Raw genomic sequence first — 18,305 nt, 5'->3', positions numbered from 1 at the left:
CCAAAAAGCGATCGCTTAAAAAGGAATCCATTCCAACTGATCTATCCATTCTTGTGCCTCAGTAGTCTCCCAAACCAGCAATAGTTCTTGTGCTAATTGTCCTATTGGTATTCTCGGACGCAACCAGAATAAGCCCCAAATATGTCCACCTTCTGCCCAATGTACTTCTAAATGAGCCGGCATACTAGCGCGGTTATCTGTCACGAAGAGCCGTTGAGATAATTGTAGATAACTCAACACATCAGGGTCTAAAGTTCCCAATGTTGGTGCATTACTTTCACCCACACGCAAAATATCTATCGCCGGGTTAAGACGAAGAACAGCTACTTTCAAACGCGGTGACAAATTTTCATCGAGCAAAAAACGAACTTTCACTAAGAATTTACCTGACGTTCATTTCTTTGATCTTTTAAGATTCTGAGGCGCTGTACCAAAGGTGAAAGATTTACAACCGATTCTTGGTAACGCTGCTTACGCCATGTTACCAGACGTGACAGATAAGCTTCGACATCAACGCGATTATGGAGATAGTAAGTAATAGTAGCGTGAATTTGCTCCAAACTCAAACTAGGTAGATTAGCAGCAATTTCTTCCGGTGTATATCCTTCCAAATAATAATCAAGTACATTGTCGATGCCGATGCGGTGTCCTTTTAAGCGAATATCATCGGCTGATAAAAAGTCAAAATAATCTTCTAGTTGCATTAGTCTACCCCCAATGGAGTTTATAGCTATATTATCTCGCCTCAAAGCCTTGAATGATCGTGTTGTAAGCGCGATCGCTCTATTTTAGAGTGTAAATCTACAGGCGATGTCTACGACGGGCTATTCGGCGTCGCACCTATGCGGTTGTGAATGATGGAGAGCGATCGCCCCCACAACAAAAAATCAGCTACGATAAATCATATAATTATCTTCACAAACACAGAAATGTTAATTACCTACACTGCAAAATATACAAAAACTAATAGCGGATATATGGGACAACTCATTGAATGGCAAGAAGTCATCACAGAAGGAGAAACCATAGAAGAATGCAGAGCTATGTTACAAGATGCAACGAAAGAAATGGTTGTTGCCTATCGTCAACAAAATAAAGAAATTCCCACAGGTAATTCTTTGCTTGAACAAATTCCTATAGAGGTTTGAGTGTGTCAGTCAAACCAAAATAGCTAATTAAATATTTAGAAGCAAATGGCTTTTATTTATTAAGAGAAGGAGGAAATCATTCTATATATACTAATGATATCAAAACTCTTCCGGTAAAACGGCATCGTACCATTGATCGAATTACGGCGAATGAAATTTGCAAACAAGCAGGTTTATTACCTAATTTTTAATTGCTCTGTTAGTTCCTAGTGAAGCACTAACAGCAAACGCTACCCTAGAAATCAGTAATGCTCAAACATTGAAGTTTCAACTATGATAGCCTCGCCCCAACAAGACTACTTTACTCCTGAAGAGTACCTCCAAATGGAGGAACAAAACCCTGTTAAACATGAATACATCGACGGCTATATCTACGCAATGGCTGGAGCGCTAGATCCACACGTTACCATTGCTGGAAACCTGTTCGCTCTCCTCCGTAATCATGTGCGCGGCTCTGGAAGGCGCGTTTACATCGCTGACATGAAAGCCCAAATTGAATCTCTGAATCGCTTTTATTATCCCGATGTGATGGTTACTTGCGACCAACGAGATCAAGAAACGCCAGCTTATAAAAGATTTCCCTGTTTAATTGTCGAAGTTTTATCTAATTCTACTGAAGCCTTTGACCGGGGCGACAAATTTGCCGATTATCAAACGCTGGAAACTCTGCAAGAGTATGTTTTAATTAATACAAAACGTCAGCGAGTCGAGTGTTTTCGACGCAATGAGCAGAGGCTCTGGGTTTTACAATCCTACACAGCAGAAGATAAATCCTTTCGACTCAACAGCGTGGATTTTGAGGAAACAATGGCAGCACTCTATGAAGATGTAGTTTTTGAATAATCAATTATGATTGGGTATGCTACACGATATTTAGTAAACTATATAACTGATAAGCCTTCAAAGCTTCCTGACCCGGCGGGGGCATTGAGCAAAACAGACACAATTGATTGACTAAAAGTTATGGCGCTCATAGTTCAGAAATACGGTGGTACATCTGTCGGTTCAGTCGAACGTATTCAAGCTGTTGCCCAGCGTGTTTATAAAACGGTTAAAGCTGGAAACTCTCTGGTAGTAGTGGTTTCGGCAATGGGCAAAACCACCGATGGACTCGTCAAACTAGCTAATGAAATTTCTCCAAATCCTAACCGCCGGGAAATGGATATGCTGCTTTCCACTGGCGAACAAGTAACGATCGCCTTACTCAGTATGGCATTGCAGGAACTCGGACAACCAGCAATCTCGATGACTGGCGCTCAGGTAGGAATTGTTACCGAAGCTGAACACAGCCGCGCTCGGATTTTGCATATTGAAACTACTCGCCTAACTCGCCACATAAATGAAGGAAAAGTAGTTGTAGTAGCTGGCTTTCAAGGCACTTCCAGCGCCAAAGAGATGGAAATTACGACTTTGGGGCGTGGTGGTTCCGACACGTCAGCAGTGGCGATCGCAGCCGCATTAGGAGCAAATTTTTGTGAAATTTATACAGACGTTCCAGGAATTCTAACTACAGATCCCCGCTTAGTTGCCGAAGCCCAATTGATCGATGCCATCACCTGCAATGAAATGTTAGAACTAGCTAGCTTGGGCGCAAAAGTGTTGCATCCCCGGGCTGTGGAAATCGCTCGTAACTATGGTGTTCCCCTGGTAGTCAGGTCTAGCTGGACAGATGCCCCAGGTACTTGGGTAACATCAGCCAAACCCCAAGGGCGATCGCTGATCAATCTAGAAATTGCCCGTCCAGTGGATGCTGTAGAATTTGACACTAACCAAGCAAAGGTAGCTTTGTTGCGCGTACCCGACAAACCAGGCGTAGCAGCAAGGTTATTTGGTGAAATTTCTCGGCAAAAAGTAGACGTAGATTTGATTATTCAGTCAGTTCATGAAGGTAATAGTAATGACATTGCCTTTACTGTAACCACACCAATATTAAAACGGGCAGAAGCAGTAACAGCAGCGATCGCTCCAGCACTGAGGAGTCAATCTAACCCCAAATTTGACGAAGCGGAGGTAATGATAGAACATAACATTGCCAAAGTCAGCATCGCCGGCGCGGGAATGATTGGCCGTCCCGGTGTAGCGGCAAAAATGTTCGCCACCTTAGCCGAAGCTGGTGTGAACATCCAGATGATTTCCACCAGTGAAGTGAAAGTAAGTTGTGTAGTAGATGCAGCCGAATGCGATCGCGCTGTCGCCGCACTCCGCAACGCCTTTGAAATAGAAGCAGGGGAGCTCTTAGCTGGGAGCAGGGGAGAACTCCTAACTCCTAATTCTTGTACAGACGCGATTAATCGCGTCTCTCCTAACTCTTGTACAGACGTGATTAATCGCGTCTCTCCTCACTCCTCCCCCACTCCTCCCGTTCGCGGTGTCGCCCTCGATTTGAACCAAGCGCGTCTTGCTATTCGCCAATTGCCAGATCGTCCGGGGATGGCGGCGAAGTTGTTTGGATTATTAGCACAACATAATATCAGCGTTGATATGATTATCCAATCTCAGCGCTGTCGGGTGATTGATGGTGTTCCCAGACGAGATATTGCCTTTACAGTCTCGCGGATAGACGGGGAAAATGCAAAAGAAATGCTTACCCAAGTAGCAGCAGAATTAGGATGGGGTGAAGTTGTTTTAGATAGTGCGATCGCTAAGGTGAGTATTGTCGGTGCAGGTATGCTGGGACAACCAGGTGTTGCCGCTAAAATGTTTGAAGCTTTAGCTCAACAACAAATTAATATTCAAATGATTGCCACCTCAGAAATAAAAATTAGTTGTGTCGTGGCACAAGAGCAAGGTGTTAAAGCTTTGCAAGCCATTCATGCAGCCTTTGAACTAGCTGGTAACGAGAAATTTGTCGTGCCAGCCTAAAACCTGACTCAAATCCCCTCTTTGTTGTGGATACGGAGACTATTTTCTTCTTGCATTGCTAATGCATCGACCTGCAATGGCATAACATCGACTTGCAATGGCATAACATCGACCTGCAATGGCATAATATCGACCTGCAATGGCATAATATCGACCTGCAATGGCATAATATCGACCTGCAATGGCATAATATCGACCTGCAATGGCATAACATCGACCTGCAATGGCATAACATTGACCTGCAATGGCATAACATCGACCTGCAATGTTAACGTTAGTTTGATAGATTTGGCCTGACCCCTCTCCAAACCTATCCCCAAAGCGGGGAGAGGCTTAAAAAGTTTATTTTTTCTGTTTCTCCCTCTCTTTCTAGGCTACGGTGTAGAACAAGTCTTTGGTGAGGCCATTTAAGATTTATCGCGCAGTCCCTTAGATACCTCACCCAGGTTTTGCTATGCAAAACCTGTCCCTCTCCTTACTAAGGAGAGGGATGTCCTTTCTTGACAGGGTGAAGTTTTTCTTTTGTTTTGGGTAATTTCGATGACTTGTGTGTACACCGCAGTTTTGTAAAAGCAGGTTAGATGGGAGAGGTTCGTCAACTCACGTTGTTCTGGTAAGGAACGTGGATTAAATAAAATACAAAACTTCATCTTGTCTCAAGCTTCCCTCTCCAATATATCGGAGAGGGATTGAGGGTGAGGTAAGTCCTAATTAATAATACTTAAGCTATAATCGAACAATTTATAAGACTATATTTATATTAATGAATAGTCATTTGCTAGATGGACACTATCGAATACTAAAAGCTCTCAATGATGGTGAAAAGGGGAAAACGTATCTAGTTGAAGATATTAATTTTCCTGGCAGCCAATTTAGAGTAAAGCAGTTATGTCATCCTAGTAGCAATCCTCAAAGTTTAACAATCCTACGCCGTTTGTTTACCAGTAAGGCAGCAACTTTAGAAAAACTCGGACAGGAAGACGACAAAATTCCAAAGCTAATTGCTTGTTTTGAAGAAAAGGAAGAATTCTATATAGTCCAAGAATTCATCCCTGGGAATCCTTTAACTGACGAAATTATCCTGGGACAACCTCTGAGAGAAGAACAAGTAGTTAGTCTTTTATCAGATATCTTAGAAATTTTGGTACTTGTACATAGCTATGGGGTGATTCATCGGGATATTAAACCAGCAAATATTATTCGCCGGGAGTCAGATAAAAAGTTAGTTTTGGTTAATTTTGCTACTTTTAATGAAGCCATCACTAATGCCGTTGACAATCTCGAATATATGCCGATAGAACAAGTTAACGGCAACCGGAAATATAACAGTGATATATATGCTTTAGGTATCGTTGCGATCGCGGCACTTAAAGGTTTACCAGCAAACGAAATATCTAATTTGCGAAGTCAGAAAAATAAGTTAACAGGTGAAATCCTTTGGCGCGATAAAAATATAAAAGTTAACAGAAAATTGGCAAAGATTATTAATAAAATGGTGCGTTTGGACTATCGTAAACGCTATCAGTATGCAACTGAAGTTTTAGACGATCTAAAAAAGTTAACAAATGTTGAGGACGATCAACCAAAACAGCATCATAAAAAATTATTACTAATTCTGATGGGGCTAGCTGGCTGTATCGCACTTGGTATTGGAGCATGGCAATTGATGTCGCCAAAACCTGTAAGTGATGCTGAACAGAAATTATATCAAGAGGGAGTAAATAAATATGACGCAGGAAACTATGAAGGAGCAGTTGAAGATTTCAATCAGGCTATTAAATTAGATCCGCAAAACGCTTGGGCTTATAATAAGCGAGGCAATGCTTATTATCGATTAGGAGACTACGAGCAAGCACAAGCAGACTCTAGCCAAGCCATTTTGCTCAATCCTCAAAATGCTAACGCCTATTTTGATCGAGGATTTGCTTTTTCAGAATTAGGCAAGTATAAAGAAGCGATCGCTGACTATACCCAAGCGATTAAGTTAAATCCTAAGAATGCTTATGCTTACTATGGCCGGGGTTTAGCAAGGGCTAAACTCAAGGATAATAAAGGAGCAATGGTAGATTTTAGCAAAGCGATCGCTCTCAAACCCCAGTATACTGAAGCTTACTTGCAGCGAGGGATTCTCCACCGTCGCCTTAAACTTACACAAGCAGCAATCCAAGATTTTGATAGAGTAATTAAGATTAATCCTAGTGATGCCAAAGCTTATTATCAAAGGGGTTTAACTGAATCTATTAATAAACAAAAATATATAGCACTTAAAGATTATACGGACGCAATTAGCATCAATCCCAAATACATAGAAGCCTATCTTAATCGTGGTGATGTTTACAGTGATTTGGGAGAGAAACTCGAAGCTACTGAAGATTACAACACTATTTTACAGATTGATCCTAAATTTATTGCAGCTTATACTCATAGAGGGATTCACCGCTTTTCTTTCGGAGATTATCAAGGCGCTATTGAAGATTATACCGCAGCACTGAAACTTGATCCTAATAATGTAGCAGCTTACAACAACCGTGGTAACGCCTACCTCGAACTCGGAAATAAAAAAGCTGCAAATCAGGATTATTCACGAGCGATCGCAATTAATCCTAACAATGCTTCAGCCTACTATAACCGGGGTGTGATTCGCACCAAACAGAAAAATAACCAGGATGCGATCGCGGATTTCAAAAAAGCTGCAACACTATTTCAACAGCAAGGAGAACAAGATAGTTATCAAGATGCACAGAGGGAAATTGCAATTCTGCAAAACAATTCAGCACCAGCGCCAACTACTGGAGATCAACTACCCCAACCTATACATAGACGCGGCTTTCCAATTCATCGGGAATAGCCTTCAGGACTCCGTAGTTCTATTGGTCTGACTGCGGGGCAATTTTTTTTGTCACGAACTTATGCAAAGCTGTAAGAGAAAAATGCCTTTTTAAAGATTATCTATGAACATCCGTAAAATCTCTACTACTCCTTTCTCTGACCAAAAGCCCGGCACTTCTGGGCTGCGGAAAGCTGTTAAGGCTTTTGTGCAGCCCCACTACCTGGAAAATTTTACCCAATCCATCTTCGATTCTGTAGGGGACTTGCGGGGACAAACCTTAGTCCTCGGTGGTGATGGTCGTTATTACAATCGCCCAGCCATTCAAATCATTTTAAAAATGGCTGCGGCCAACGGCATTGGGCGGATTAAAGTTGGTCAACGGGGGATTTTGTCTACTCCTGCGACTTCCGCGATTATTCGTAAGTACCAGGCTATTGGCGGCATCATCTTGTCTGCTAGTCATAATCCGGGCGGGCCAAATGGTGACTTTGGTGTGAAATATAACATTAGCAACGGTGGACCAGCGCCGGAAAAGGTGACAGAGGCGATCTACGATCGCAGTAAAGTGATTGATAGCTACCAAATTCTGGAAGCACCAGATGTAGATTTAGAAACCTTGGGTGAGTCACATTTGGGAGAGACGGTAGTTGAGGTAATTGACTCCGTACAGGATTATGAAGAGTTAATGGAGTCCCTGTTTGATTTTGAACGGATTCGCCAATTGTTGACAAGAGGAAATTTTCGGATCAGCATTGATGCCTTACATGCGGTGGCTGGCCCCTATGCCCATGCGATTTTCGAGCAACGTTTGGGCGCACCAGTAGGAACGGTGCGTAATGGTACACCCTTAGAAGACTTTGGAGGCGGACACCCTGATCCAAATCTGGTTTATGCCCATGAATTGGTAGATATTTTGTACGGAGAGAATGCGCCAGACTTTGGGGCAGCTTTTGATGGAGATGGCGATCGCAATATGATCTTAGGGCGTAAGTTCTTTGTCACACCTAGCGATAGCCTCGCAGTCTTAGCCGCAAACGCCAAGCTAGTCCCTGGTTATAGTTCGGGTTTAGCCGGGGTAGCGCGATCGATGCCTACTAGTCAAGCAGTAGATCGAGTTGCCGCTCAAATTGGGATTGAATCTTATGAAACGCCCACTGGTTGGAAGTTCTTCGGCAATCTCTTAGACGCGGGTAAAGCGACTCTCTGCGGTGAAGAAAGCTTTGGTACCAGCTCTAACCACATCCGCGAAAAAGATGGGCTATGGGCTGTGCTGTTCTGGCTGAATATCCTGGCAGTCCGGCAGCAATCTGTTGAGCAAATTATCCGGGAACACTGGCAGACCTATGGACGCAATTATTACTCCCGCCATGACTATGAAGGGATAGAGATAGAGCCAGCAAACACCTTAATAGAAAGACTGCGTTCCTTATTGCCAACCCTCAAAGGCAAGCAGTTTGGTAACTATCAAGTTGAATACAGTGATGACTTTAGTTATACCGACCCTGTTGATGGTAGCGTTAGCGATCAACAAGGTGTTCGCATTGGCTTTACCGATGGCTCCCGCATTGTGGTGCGACTTTCTGGTACTGGTACTCAAGGTGCAACCCTAAGAGTTTATATAGAAAGCTACGAGCCAGATCCCGCCAAACATGATCTTGAATCACAGCAAGCACTTGCTTCTTTAATCACTCTTGCTGAAGAAATAGCTCAAATCCGTAAATTCACTGGACGAGAACAGCCAACTGTAATCACCTAGTACAGACGCGATTAATCGCGTCTGTACAGGAGTTAAGAGTTATTTCTCTCTTGTCTCCCTCATCTCCCCAATCCCCGTTGGCGCTTTAGTGCTAAAGCGCCAACTACAAACAAAATTATGTAGCGATTCTTCAGGAGTAAACCGCTATATTTTATTTATACTTAATTACTCATAAACAAAAACTTTAAAATTTGCTGAGAACTCTATAAGAACTATCTCAACCAAATATCATCTTTCTAGCTATTAATCCTTAGATATCTATAATTCTTAGACTAATTAATCAAGTAAAAATAAGTTTAAAGTTCAAGCCAAAAGCTATATCGCTGGTTGATGCATTGAAGGATTTAACTCATGACAATCAGATATTTATTACTTCTAAGTTTTTCTTCTCTTGTCATAGTTAGCTGTGTCGGAGAAGTATCTCTTCATCATCTTAATAGGTATAGCTTAACGTAACTAAAAGTATTAGACAAAAAACAACAATGCTAGAAAGTCTGGGAAGAATTAAGAATCCATTAGTCAGAAGTGTGGCAGTAGCAGCTACAGTTTGCTCAGTAGTCACCTTATCTACTGCTGTTATAATTGGTGTAACTAATGCTAAAGACAAATCTGCTTATCAGCTTGGTGTTTATTCGTCACTATTTGGGACAGTTGGTGGTGCACTCTTTGGCTTAGTTTATCCAAGCAAAGCCAGTGGAAACAAATCCACTCCAGATATCAACGCATCAGATAGTTATGTTTGGAAAGATTGGCGAAATTTTGTGGTTGTTCGTAAGGTGAAAGAGAGCGAAGAAATTACCTCTTTTTATTTGCAACCTGAAGATCAAGGCGAAATCCCTAACTTTCAACCGGGTCAATTTTTAACAATCAAACTTGATATTCCTGGACAGGATAAACCTGTAATTCGTACTTACTCGCTTTCTGATTATGCTGAAGCTTGTGAAGACTATCGTCTCTCAATTAAGCGGGAACTTGCACCGAATGCATTAGATGTCATGCCTGGTATAGCATCTAATTTTATGCACGATCGCATTCAGGAAGGTTCAGTAATTCTAGCAAAACCACCAAACGGTAAATTTGTTTTGGATGTGCAGAAGTCTATCCCCGCAGTGTTGATTAGCAATGGTGTAGGAATTACGCCGATGATTAGTATGGCGAAAGCTTCTACCCGTCTCAATCGTAATCGTCCTATTTGGTTTGTACATGGTGCTAGAGACGGCAGATTCCACGCTTTTCGGGATGAGGTGATGGAAATTTCTCAACAAAATCCTAACCTAAATGTACATTTTCGCTATAGCCGTCCCAGACCTGAAGATACAGGTAAATACCACAGTGTTGGCTATGTTGATGCTGCTTTAATTAAAGAATTATTTGGACAAGAAGCTGAATATTTTCTGTGTGGTTCTCCACCATTTATACAGTCTATTAGGGACGGACTCAAGGAATCGGGAGTACCTGAGAATAGAGTCTTCTTTGAATCTTTTGGTAAACCGATGAAAAGTGACTCTGAAAAACAAACTCCTACCGCAACTACAGGTGAAGAATTTGCAGAAATTGTCTTTACAAAATCCGACAAAACTTTGACATGGCGACCTAGTGATGGCACTATCCTAGAATTTGCCGAAGCCAATGATATTAATCCTCCTTTTAGTTGTCGTATAGGTGTTTGCGGTACTTGTATGTGTAAAATTAGCGAAGGTGAAGTTGCTTACCAAGAAGAAGCAACTGCGACAATTGATCAGGGTTCGGTGTTGATTTGTATTTCTCAACCTAGAACTTCAAAATTGGTATTGGAAATTTAATAAAAGGGTAACGTGTGTGAAAGCGCAGATATTATAAAGGGCAATCGCACTCCCCACAACTCATACCATTGCTTTCCCATTGATTGGGCGTTGATTACAAGTCCCTAGACCTGTATATTTTGCCAGCATCACCATTATGAAATTTTCAGAACTCACTACTCAAATATTGAGTCTTACAGCTTTGGCGAGGTGAGGTTCTTCAGATTTAATGAGCAATCAAGCGGACATGATATCAGGGGTCAATAACCGATTGATTGCCGTTAAAAATGCCTTCTGTTTAAAGGCTCCCAAGAGCAAGCACAGGTAATTGAACACTCACTTTAGTACCTGTCACTGTGTCAGACTCAATGGACAATTCCCCTCCATGAGCATTGACGATGCGTTTGGTAATGGCAAGCCCCAACCCAGTACCACTAGGTTTTGTGGAAAAAAACGGCTGCGTTAGCTTTGACAAAACTTCTGGGGAAATTAGTTCACCACCATTGCAGACATTAATGCAGATTTGATCTGAAGATGAACTATCCACTTCCCATTTAATCACATCTCCTGCTGAGACTGCCTCACAAGCATTGCGGACAATATTAATAAACACTTGTTTTAGCTTATCTTTATCTCCTAAGATTTTGACTGTAGGTAACGCCGGAATAAATTCGATTTGCCGTGAGAGCGCTTCTGGCATCTCGCACATTGGCACAAGTAATTCACAAATGAATTCATTCACATCCAATTCAGATAGTTGCAACACCTGGGGCTTGGCATAAAGCAAAATTTCACTCAGCAGATTTTCTAAACGACTGGCTTCGCCAAGTGCCAGCGATAATCGCTCAAGAGCCGCTTCAGTCAGAATGGTTTTCTTGAAATACTTCAATCCCATAATCATTGTAGTCAGGGGATTACGAATTTCATGCACAATTATGGCCGCAAATTCACCAATAGCCGCCAGCCGTTCTTGTTCTAAAAGCTTGGCTTGCGCTGCTCGTAGTTCTGCGGTGCGTTTTTCTACCTCAACCTCCAGGATATGATTAAATTGGCACTGCTGCTGGTAAAGATGATAATGGTCGATCGCAGTAGCTGCACGTTCTGCAAACAATTCCACGATTTGGATTTCTTCTTTTGTAAATTCCCTTGCTTGCCGATGAAAAGAGCAAACAGTCCCGAATACTTGACCTTCAGTAGTTTGCAAAGGTATTCCCAAATATGCTCGATAACCTGGCGCAGGTTTACCGTACTCTGGATTAGCTACAGCATCTTCAACTGCTAATGTGCGCCCAATTTGCATAACTGTAGCAATCAATCGGCCATGTAATGCATAAACACGGGGTGCATCTTCAGCCATTTCTAGACTACTCGCTAGAACAGTTTCAAACCCCTCTTGGCAAAAGGTAACAACCGTCCAATCAACTCCAATCAGTTCGCTGACTCCGCAGGCAATGTTATACAAATAGCTACCTAGAGAGCCAGTGCGATAGTTCAAAGATGACAAACGTGCTATTATTTGCCGCTCACGCTGCCAAGGTTGTTGGAAGAAGATTTCTTGATCATTGGCTTTGCTCATGGATGCTTATTGCATGGTTTAGCAAAATAAGTTAAAAAATCAAAGTTTAGCAAAATAAGTTGAAAAAGCATATCTGACAAACTGCTGTATCTTTATTTACACTGAATCACTCATAACCGAAAAAATTAAATTTTGCTGAGAAATCTGGAAGAACTTTATAAACAAAATATCAGCTTTCTAGATATCAATCTTTATATATCCATAATTCTTAGATTAATTATTTAAGCAACAATCAGTTTAAAGTTCCAGCCAAGAGTTCTGTCCCTATCTGGTATCGCAAGTTTAATGCTACTTTTGGCGCTGCTAACTTGAGCAGTTAAAATTAATCAGAAACTAACTACAATTCACAAGGAGAAAATTTATGAAATTAGATGGTAAAGTTGCTCTAGTGACTGGGAGTAGTCAAGGTATTGGACAGGCAATTGTTTTGCGTCTGGCTCAAGCAGGGGCAAATGTGGTGATTAACTATCGCTCTCACCCAAAAGGAGCAGAGGATACTTTAGCAAAGGTGGAGGCGATTGGTGGTAATTGTCATATGGCTCAGTGTCCAAAATCACATGGTTACACACTTCAAGCAGATTTGGGCAGTGTTGATGAGGTGCGTCAACTGATTGCAGAAAGTATTAACCATTTTGGCAAGCTAGATATTTTGGTAAATAATGCTGGCATTGAAAAACACGCGCCATTTTGGGATGTTACAGAAGCAGATTATGACGCTGTGATGAATGTCAATTTAAAAGGTGTATTCTTTGCCACTCAAGCCTTTGTACAACACCTGATTGAAACTAAACGAACTGGAAAAATTATCAACATTAGTTCGGTGCATGAAGAACTACCATTTCCCAATTTCACATCTTACTGTGCTAGCAAAGGCGGGATAAAAATGCTCACCCGTAACTTAGCTGTGGAATTGGGTGCTTTGGGGATCACGATTAATAACGTTGCGCCCGGAGCAATAGAAACTCCGATTAATACTAAGCTGTTAAATGACCCAGAGAAGTTGGGTGCGCTATTAAAAAATATTCCTCTGGGTCGCTTGGGTCAACCACAAGATGTTGCTTCTTTAGTGGCATTTTTAGGTTCTGATGATGCTGACTACATTACAGGTAGCACTTTCTTTGTGGATGGTGGTCTACTTTGGAACTATCAAGAACAGTAGGGAGAAAAAACTATGCCAAATTCATCTCTATTTATTCCAGTTATCCTTGGTACTCCCCGTCAAGGTCGCCAAAGTGAATACGTTGCTAAATTTATTGTTGAGCAGGTTGCAGCACGCGATCGCCTAGAAACCGAACTCATCGATATTAGAGATATGGCGATCGCTACAAACGATGCAGGGGAATCCCTCAAAGACCCTCAGTTTTCTGCAACCATTGAACGAGCAGATGGATTAATTATTGTTACACCAGAGTATAACCACGGTTATCCGGGTTTGCTCAAGCACGTACTGGACACTTGTCTTAAAGAATACATTCATAAAGCTGTTGGTCTGTGTGGCGTTTCCGCAGGCTCCTTTGGTGGTACAAGGGTAATCCAAAACCTTTTACCTGTGATGCGGGAGTTGGGGCTAGTGACTATTTTCTATGACCTCAACTTTAGCAACGTTCAGAAACTATTTGATCAGTCGGGCAATTTGATTGACAAACCAACCTATATTCGCCGCATGGAAAGGTTTATGGACGAGTTAGTTTGGATGTCAACTGTCCTGAAATATGGGCGGCAAGAAGTCAGCTTGGAGAATAAAAAATAATGGTGTGGGAATTAACCGATAATTAGTATGGCGAAAGCGCCTCAACCTGAACTACATAGAGCCGTTTCTTCATTTATATGGTTTGCTCAAGCTCTTCGGAGATATACTGGGGATTACTTGAATATTAGTTATTAAGCAAGTTTAACTATTGTCAATTATAGTGGTTAGCTGTATGGATAGATTTGAAAACATATCGGTAAGAGGTTTTCGCCGTCTTTGCCAAGTCGAACTTGAGATGAGGGATCTGATTGTGATGATTGGTGCGAATGGGGCAGGAAAAACCTCTTTCTTAGATATTCTTTCAACACTAGCCGCTTCAGCCAATGGCAAGTTACAAGAGACATTGCAGTTTAAAGGTGGTTTAAACGAAATTTTGACTAGAGGCAAAGCGCAGGAACTTGAAATCTCAGTTTCAATGAAAGTGCCAGAAGAAAAATCTTTAAAATATAGTTTAACATTGTCTCCTAAAGGTTTGTCTTATGAAATTAGAAATGAAACTTTAACGCAGCAGAGGAATCCAAGTAAACCTGAGCCATTTAAGTACATTGAATCGCATAGCTTAGACATTAAATATTTTCAGGAAGGTAGCGGACTTTTAAGACCAAACTGGGAACATAATTATCCTGAAACATCGCTTTCCCAAGTTCCTAAGATGTATCGTGAGCCTGAAAACTTGAGAAAAAGCCTTGCTTCTTGTACTTATTACGGGGCACTTGATGTTTCGGAGAAAAGTCCAATTCGCTTACCTCAACAAATGCGTCCTGCGAAGCTACCTGGTGCAAGCGGTGAAGATTTAGTTTCCTGTCTTTATGATCTTCGGGAAACTGATAGAGATAAAGAAGAAAAACTCAGGCGTGTAGTTGAATATTTACTAACTGGCAATAGTGCTTATGATGCAGTAATTGCGCTCACAGACGTTTATACAGGAACTAACGATTTTCAAGATGCGGCTGATGCTAAAGCCCAAATGATGGAGTGGGTTGGTAATAACCCCAGATTTTATCCACACACAGCACTACATCACTTTGAAGCATGGCTTCTTCCATACTGGAAAACTATCCAATCCTTAGCAAAACATAATCGCTCTGCTCCTAGTGGTTCTCCCGAAACTGTGAATCACCAAAAACCTCCTTCATACTGGATCAAGGAAATTTTCAAATCAGGAGGACGCCAAGACTATGATAAGCCTATTCATGGGACAAAGATTTTGAAGGACAATGATCTTATGATTGCTATCCAGTCCTGTCCAGAACTAAAAGCTTTTGTAAATCAGATCGTCTCTCTTTGTGATGAAAATGAAATAATCCCTTAATTCACAAGATATGGAGCTAAAGAAATTCTTATCTAACTGCTGACTGCATTTAAAAAATGGATGAAACCTTCGTGTATGGCGATCGCACTTTTCCTCTCAATAGAAAAGGATTGCGATCGCGTAGGGTGTCCGTTCGCGCAGCCTCTCAAAGGAAAGGACTCTCGCTTACCCGCCGACTATTACCAATATAGGGTCTTCGCAGTATTGTACGGTCTTATGTTGAGCTATTTCGGCAAAAGCTAGATACCTGTATTTTTGGCGAAGGTATTGATTTAAATAATTTATAGCTTACGCACTGTACAAATTCATCCTGATGTGCATTCACAAAAATAGGTTGTTTCAGGCTTTTCTTAATTATCCTTTGATCGTAAATAGACCATGCTGTAGGGGTTTAGCAATGTTAAACCCTTACGAAAGATGTGGTTTTTCACATAACTCATATTTGGTACTTCTTGTCAATGCGTAAGTCCAATAATTATTTTATCTGGCTAAATTTTTAAATTTTGAAACTTTGTAAATTGTGGATTGAACAAAAGTTTCGCAGTACCTGTAGGTCCGTTGCGGTGTTTAGCTATAATCACTTCTGCAATCCCGCGATCGGGAGTATCGGGAGAGTAATATTCATCGCGGTACAACATTATTACTAAATCCGCGTCTTGTTCAATCGAATTGTGAACAATAATATTATTGGCAACAAAGTTATTCAAACCAGGAACGGTGAGGTCAAACACTTCTTCCTCTTTGCTACTTTCAATTGAAACGATTTCATCCCAATAAACATCGCTATTGGTACGTTCAGATGAAATTCTCGGAACGATTGAATCTCCAAAAACTTCTGTTGCTAAAAAAGCAACATTCTCAGCCAAATCTATCTCTCTGGTAGTGTACTGTATGGCATGACGCGGCAATTTACAACCGTCGCTAATAAAATGCCCTAATAATGCAACCTCGGCATAAGTCATCGTTTGTTTAACAGGACTGGGGAGATGTCTTGGTAAACATAGATGTTGTTTAGGAGTTAATTCATCAAGTCTTTTCCAGCCATTAATTGTTAAAAAGTTGTGATTACCTGTAGCACGAATTTTTCGACCTAATCGAGTTGTTAAAGTAAACAGAGGCTTTATACCTGTGGAAAAAGCATTACTAACAATTGCCTTTTCTAGCTGCATTGTAGCTTCGTTCAACGCCCAAACTGCAAAACCAGATTTACCTACTAATTCTCTAATTGGTACTTGCAGTCCGCCCGGAGCTAATGTCACCAGACTATTCCCTGCTAAACAACCCGACTCTCTCAAATCTGACAACATCGGACGCTTGTTAGTGCGTGCTTCCACCCCTCGACTCAACTGAGATAAAGCAATAACTGGTACGGATAATTCACGCGCTAAACCTTTGAGTTGACGCGTAATTTTTGATAATTCTTGTACGCGATTATCGCCTGCTCCTTCCATCAATTGCAAATAATCTATTACAATCAAACCCAGTTCTGTGCCCTGTTCTGCTTGCAGTCGCCGCGCCTGACTACGAATTTGTGTAACTGTAATATTCGGCGTATCGTCAATATAAATCGGCATCTCAGAGAGGATATCAATAGCACGACTTAAAGGTTCCCATTGTGTTTGACTGAGCCGTCCAGTCCGCAGATAACTACTTTCAATTTGCGCTTCGCTAGCTAATAATCGTTGCGTCAGTTGTTCTTTGGACATTTCCAAGCTGAAAATAGCAACGGGTAATTTATAAGAAGCGGCGATGTTATGAGCCAGGTTCAAGCAAAAGGCCGTTTTTCCCATTGATGGCCTGCCAGCGACAATAATCAAATCAGAACGCTGAAAGCCGCTAGTCATGGCATCTAAATCGTAAAATCCGCAGGGAATCCCAGGTAAGGCGATGCCTTGATTTCGATCTTCAATATCCTGGAAATTATTAATTAGAGTATCAGAAATGTGAACTAAACCCGATTGCGGACGCTCTTGAGTAACGGCGAATACTTTCTGTTCTGCCTGATCTAAAACAATTGGTAATTCGGTTTCTGTCTCGTAACCAAGATGTACAATTTCATTGCCAGCTTTTATTAAGCGCCGCCGCAGGTATTTGTCCATGACTAACCCTGCTAAGGCGTCGATGTTCACGGCTGACACTGTGCGGTCTACTAGTGTTGCTAACTTATTTCTGCCACCAATGCGGGCAAGCTGATCATGGTCAGTCAGCCAACTTGTGACTGAGAGCAAGTCTGTGGCTTTACCTTGAGTATGAAGCCTCACAGCTGCTTGATAAATATCTTTGTGAGCGCTAATGTAAAAAGCTTCTGGAAGTAGGCGATCGCTAACTCGACTAATGGCTTCTGGATCTAGTAAGATACCACCCAAAATCGCTTCTTCGGCCTCAATATTTTGTGGTGGGAGGCGATCGCTGCCATCGCCTTTAAAACTCAGTTCTTCAGCCATAAACGATTTTAGTCTTGAGATTTTGCTAGAGAGACGCGATTAATCGCGTCTGTACAGGAGTTAGGAGACGCGATTAATCGCGTCTGTACAGGAGTTATTATTCACCTTTACTTCCCTTACTTCCTCATCCCCCTTATCTTTGCGTCCCCGCGTCCCCCTGCTGAGTTAGCTAGCGACTACTTGAAAATCTACTTGCGCCGCTACTTCAGAATGCAGCTTAATTTCGGCTTGATAAGTGCCAAGATGGTTAATATCGGGGATGGTAATACCACGCCGATCCACTTCTTGTCCGGTGGCTGCCTTAATTGCATCTGCAACATCTTGGGTGGTGATAGTACCAAAAATTGCTTCGTTTTCACCAACTGGCTTGGCAATTGTCAAGCTACCAATTTTTTCTAAAGATTCTTTTTGCTCAAGAGCTTGTTGTCTGAGTTCTAATTGCCGTTGACGCTCTTGCTCACGACGGCGTTCTACTTGCTTGAGAATCCCAGGAGTGGCATTGGTTGCCAATTTCTGGGGAATCAGATAATTACGAGCATAGCCAGGAGCTACTTCCACTAAGTCGCCAGATTTTCCCAGCTTGCTAATATCCTGATTTAAAACTAACTGTACGCGTTTCGCCATCGTTTTTCCTGTAAATTCTGATTAATTTGGGTTTGGCTAGGATAGCTCACAATGTCACTGCTGTATTCCAAGCTTCTTTGCCTATACCCTAAAGCTTATAGATCGTAGCGAAAGGAAGGGTGCGATCGCAACTATTAGCGCTAGAAAATTGAAGGAATGCGGGGAGTGCTGAGTGGGGAATCTCACTTCTTTACTCAGAACTCTTAACTCGGAAAATAGAAA

Annotated in this window: 17 protein-coding genes; 11 read left to right on the top strand and 6 right to left on the bottom strand. The window is 41.7% G+C overall.

Annotation, left to right across the window (positions count from 1 at the left end):
* Window positions 1–15 precede the first annotated feature (15 nt).
* Together V7K31_RS05325 and V7K31_RS05320 are read right to left on the bottom strand one after the other, a co-directional pair.
* The gene (locus V7K31_RS05325) at window positions 16–375 is read right to left on the bottom strand and encodes a DUF5615 family PIN-like protein (protein WP_335093017.1); all 360 of its coding nucleotides are present in this window, start codon (window positions 373–375) and stop codon (window positions 16–18) included.
* Window positions 375–704 (bottom strand): DUF433 domain-containing protein, encoded by a 330-nt coding sequence (locus V7K31_RS05320; RefSeq protein ID WP_335093016.1) that lies wholly within the window; start codon window positions 702–704, stop codon window positions 375–377. The genes V7K31_RS05325 and V7K31_RS05320 overlap by 1 nt, the downstream gene beginning before the upstream one ends.
* A gap of 150 nt (window positions 705–854) precedes the next feature.
* Here V7K31_RS05320 and V7K31_RS05315 point away from each other — a divergent pair, with 150 nt between their 5' ends.
* The 4 genes from V7K31_RS05315 to V7K31_RS05300 all read left to right on the top strand — a co-directional run bounded on the left by V7K31_RS05315 (window position 855) and on the right by V7K31_RS05300 (window position 4,010).
* On the top strand, window positions 855–1,148 hold the full coding sequence (locus tag V7K31_RS05315; RefSeq protein ID WP_335093015.1) for a type II toxin-antitoxin system HicB family antitoxin: 294 nt from the start codon (window positions 855–857) through the stop codon (window positions 1,146–1,148).
* Window positions 1,149–1,174: 26 nt separating this feature from the next.
* Window positions 1,175–1,339 (top strand): type II toxin-antitoxin system HicA family toxin, encoded by a 165-nt coding sequence (locus V7K31_RS05310; protein ID WP_335093441.1) that lies wholly within the window; start codon window positions 1,175–1,177, stop codon window positions 1,337–1,339.
* Window positions 1,340–1,421: 82 nt separating this feature from the next.
* The gene (locus tag V7K31_RS05305) at window positions 1,422–1,991 is read left to right on the top strand and encodes a Uma2 family endonuclease (protein ID WP_335093014.1); all 570 of its coding nucleotides are present in this window, start codon (window positions 1,422–1,424) and stop codon (window positions 1,989–1,991) included.
* 120 nt (window positions 1,992–2,111) lie between these two features.
* Window positions 2,112–4,010, top strand: coding sequence for an aspartate kinase (locus tag V7K31_RS05300; RefSeq protein WP_335093013.1), 1,899 nt, complete (start codon window positions 2,112–2,114; stop codon window positions 4,008–4,010).
* An 8-nt stretch (window positions 4,011–4,018) separates the two neighbouring features.
* Here V7K31_RS05300 and V7K31_RS05295 read toward each other — a convergent pair whose 3' ends face one another.
* Window positions 4,019–4,276 (bottom strand): hypothetical protein, encoded by a 258-nt coding sequence (locus V7K31_RS05295; RefSeq protein ID WP_335093012.1) that lies wholly within the window; start codon window positions 4,274–4,276, stop codon window positions 4,019–4,021.
* A 497-nt stretch (window positions 4,277–4,773) separates the two neighbouring features.
* Here V7K31_RS05295 and V7K31_RS05290 point away from each other — a divergent pair, with 497 nt between their 5' ends.
* From V7K31_RS05290 to V7K31_RS05280, 3 genes are all read left to right on the top strand, one after another.
* Complete coding sequence (locus V7K31_RS05290) at window positions 4,774–6,858, top strand: tetratricopeptide repeat protein (RefSeq protein ID WP_335093011.1); 2,085 nt, start codon at window positions 4,774–4,776, stop codon at window positions 6,856–6,858.
* Between the two features lie 103 nt (window positions 6,859–6,961).
* The gene (locus V7K31_RS05285; RefSeq protein ID WP_335093010.1) at window positions 6,962–8,596 is read left to right on the top strand and encodes an alpha-D-glucose phosphate-specific phosphoglucomutase; all 1,635 of its coding nucleotides are present in this window, start codon (window positions 6,962–6,964) and stop codon (window positions 8,594–8,596) included.
* 482 nt (window positions 8,597–9,078) lie between these two features.
* Window positions 9,079–10,398, top strand: a complete 1,320-nt coding sequence (locus tag V7K31_RS05280) for a 2Fe-2S iron-sulfur cluster-binding protein (RefSeq protein WP_335093009.1) — start codon at window positions 9,079–9,081, stop codon at window positions 10,396–10,398.
* A 277-nt stretch (window positions 10,399–10,675) separates the two neighbouring features.
* Here the strand turns inward: V7K31_RS05280 and V7K31_RS05275 are convergent, their stop codons facing one another.
* Window positions 10,676–11,953 (bottom strand): ATP-binding protein, encoded by a 1,278-nt coding sequence (locus tag V7K31_RS05275; protein WP_335093008.1) that lies wholly within the window; start codon window positions 11,951–11,953, stop codon window positions 10,676–10,678.
* 361 nt (window positions 11,954–12,314) lie between these two features.
* On the opposite strand from V7K31_RS05275, the gene V7K31_RS05270 reads away from it, so the two are divergent.
* The 4 genes from V7K31_RS05270 to V7K31_RS05255 all read left to right on the top strand — a co-directional run bounded on the left by V7K31_RS05270 (window position 12,315) and on the right by V7K31_RS05255 (window position 15,206).
* Complete coding sequence (locus V7K31_RS05270) at window positions 12,315–13,112, top strand: SDR family NAD(P)-dependent oxidoreductase (protein ID WP_335093006.1); 798 nt, start codon at window positions 12,315–12,317, stop codon at window positions 13,110–13,112.
* Window positions 13,113–13,124: 12 nt separating this feature from the next.
* Complete coding sequence (locus V7K31_RS05265) at window positions 13,125–13,703, top strand: NADPH-dependent FMN reductase (protein ID WP_335093004.1); 579 nt, start codon at window positions 13,125–13,127, stop codon at window positions 13,701–13,703.
* A 172-nt stretch (window positions 13,704–13,875) separates the two neighbouring features.
* On the top strand, window positions 13,876–15,015 hold the full coding sequence (locus V7K31_RS05260; RefSeq protein WP_335093003.1) for a DUF4276 family protein: 1,140 nt from the start codon (window positions 13,876–13,878) through the stop codon (window positions 15,013–15,015).
* Window positions 15,016–15,071: 56 nt separating this feature from the next.
* On the top strand, window positions 15,072–15,206 hold the full coding sequence (locus V7K31_RS05255; RefSeq protein WP_335093002.1) for a hypothetical protein: 135 nt from the start codon (window positions 15,072–15,074) through the stop codon (window positions 15,204–15,206).
* A gap of 297 nt (window positions 15,207–15,503) precedes the next feature.
* Here V7K31_RS05255 and V7K31_RS05250 read toward each other — a convergent pair whose 3' ends face one another.
* Together V7K31_RS05250 and rplI are read right to left on the bottom strand one after the other, a co-directional pair.
* Complete coding sequence (locus V7K31_RS05250) at window positions 15,504–17,459, bottom strand: replicative DNA helicase (protein ID WP_335093001.1); 1,956 nt, start codon at window positions 17,457–17,459, stop codon at window positions 15,504–15,506.
* Between the two features lie 165 nt (window positions 17,460–17,624).
* A complete protein-coding gene (gene rplI, locus V7K31_RS05245; protein WP_335093000.1) occupies window positions 17,625–18,083 on the bottom strand; it encodes a 50S ribosomal protein L9 in 459 nt (152 codons plus the stop codon).
* Window positions 18,084–18,305 lie beyond the last annotated feature (222 nt).

Origin of the sequence: Nostoc sp., assembly GCF_036917675.1 — a bacterium.
Classification (GTDB): domain Bacteria; phylum Cyanobacteriota; class Cyanobacteriia; order Cyanobacteriales; family Nostocaceae; genus Nostoc.
The sequence above is the reverse complement of the archived record's forward strand: the minus strand, read 5'-3'. Positions and strand labels throughout refer to the sequence as shown.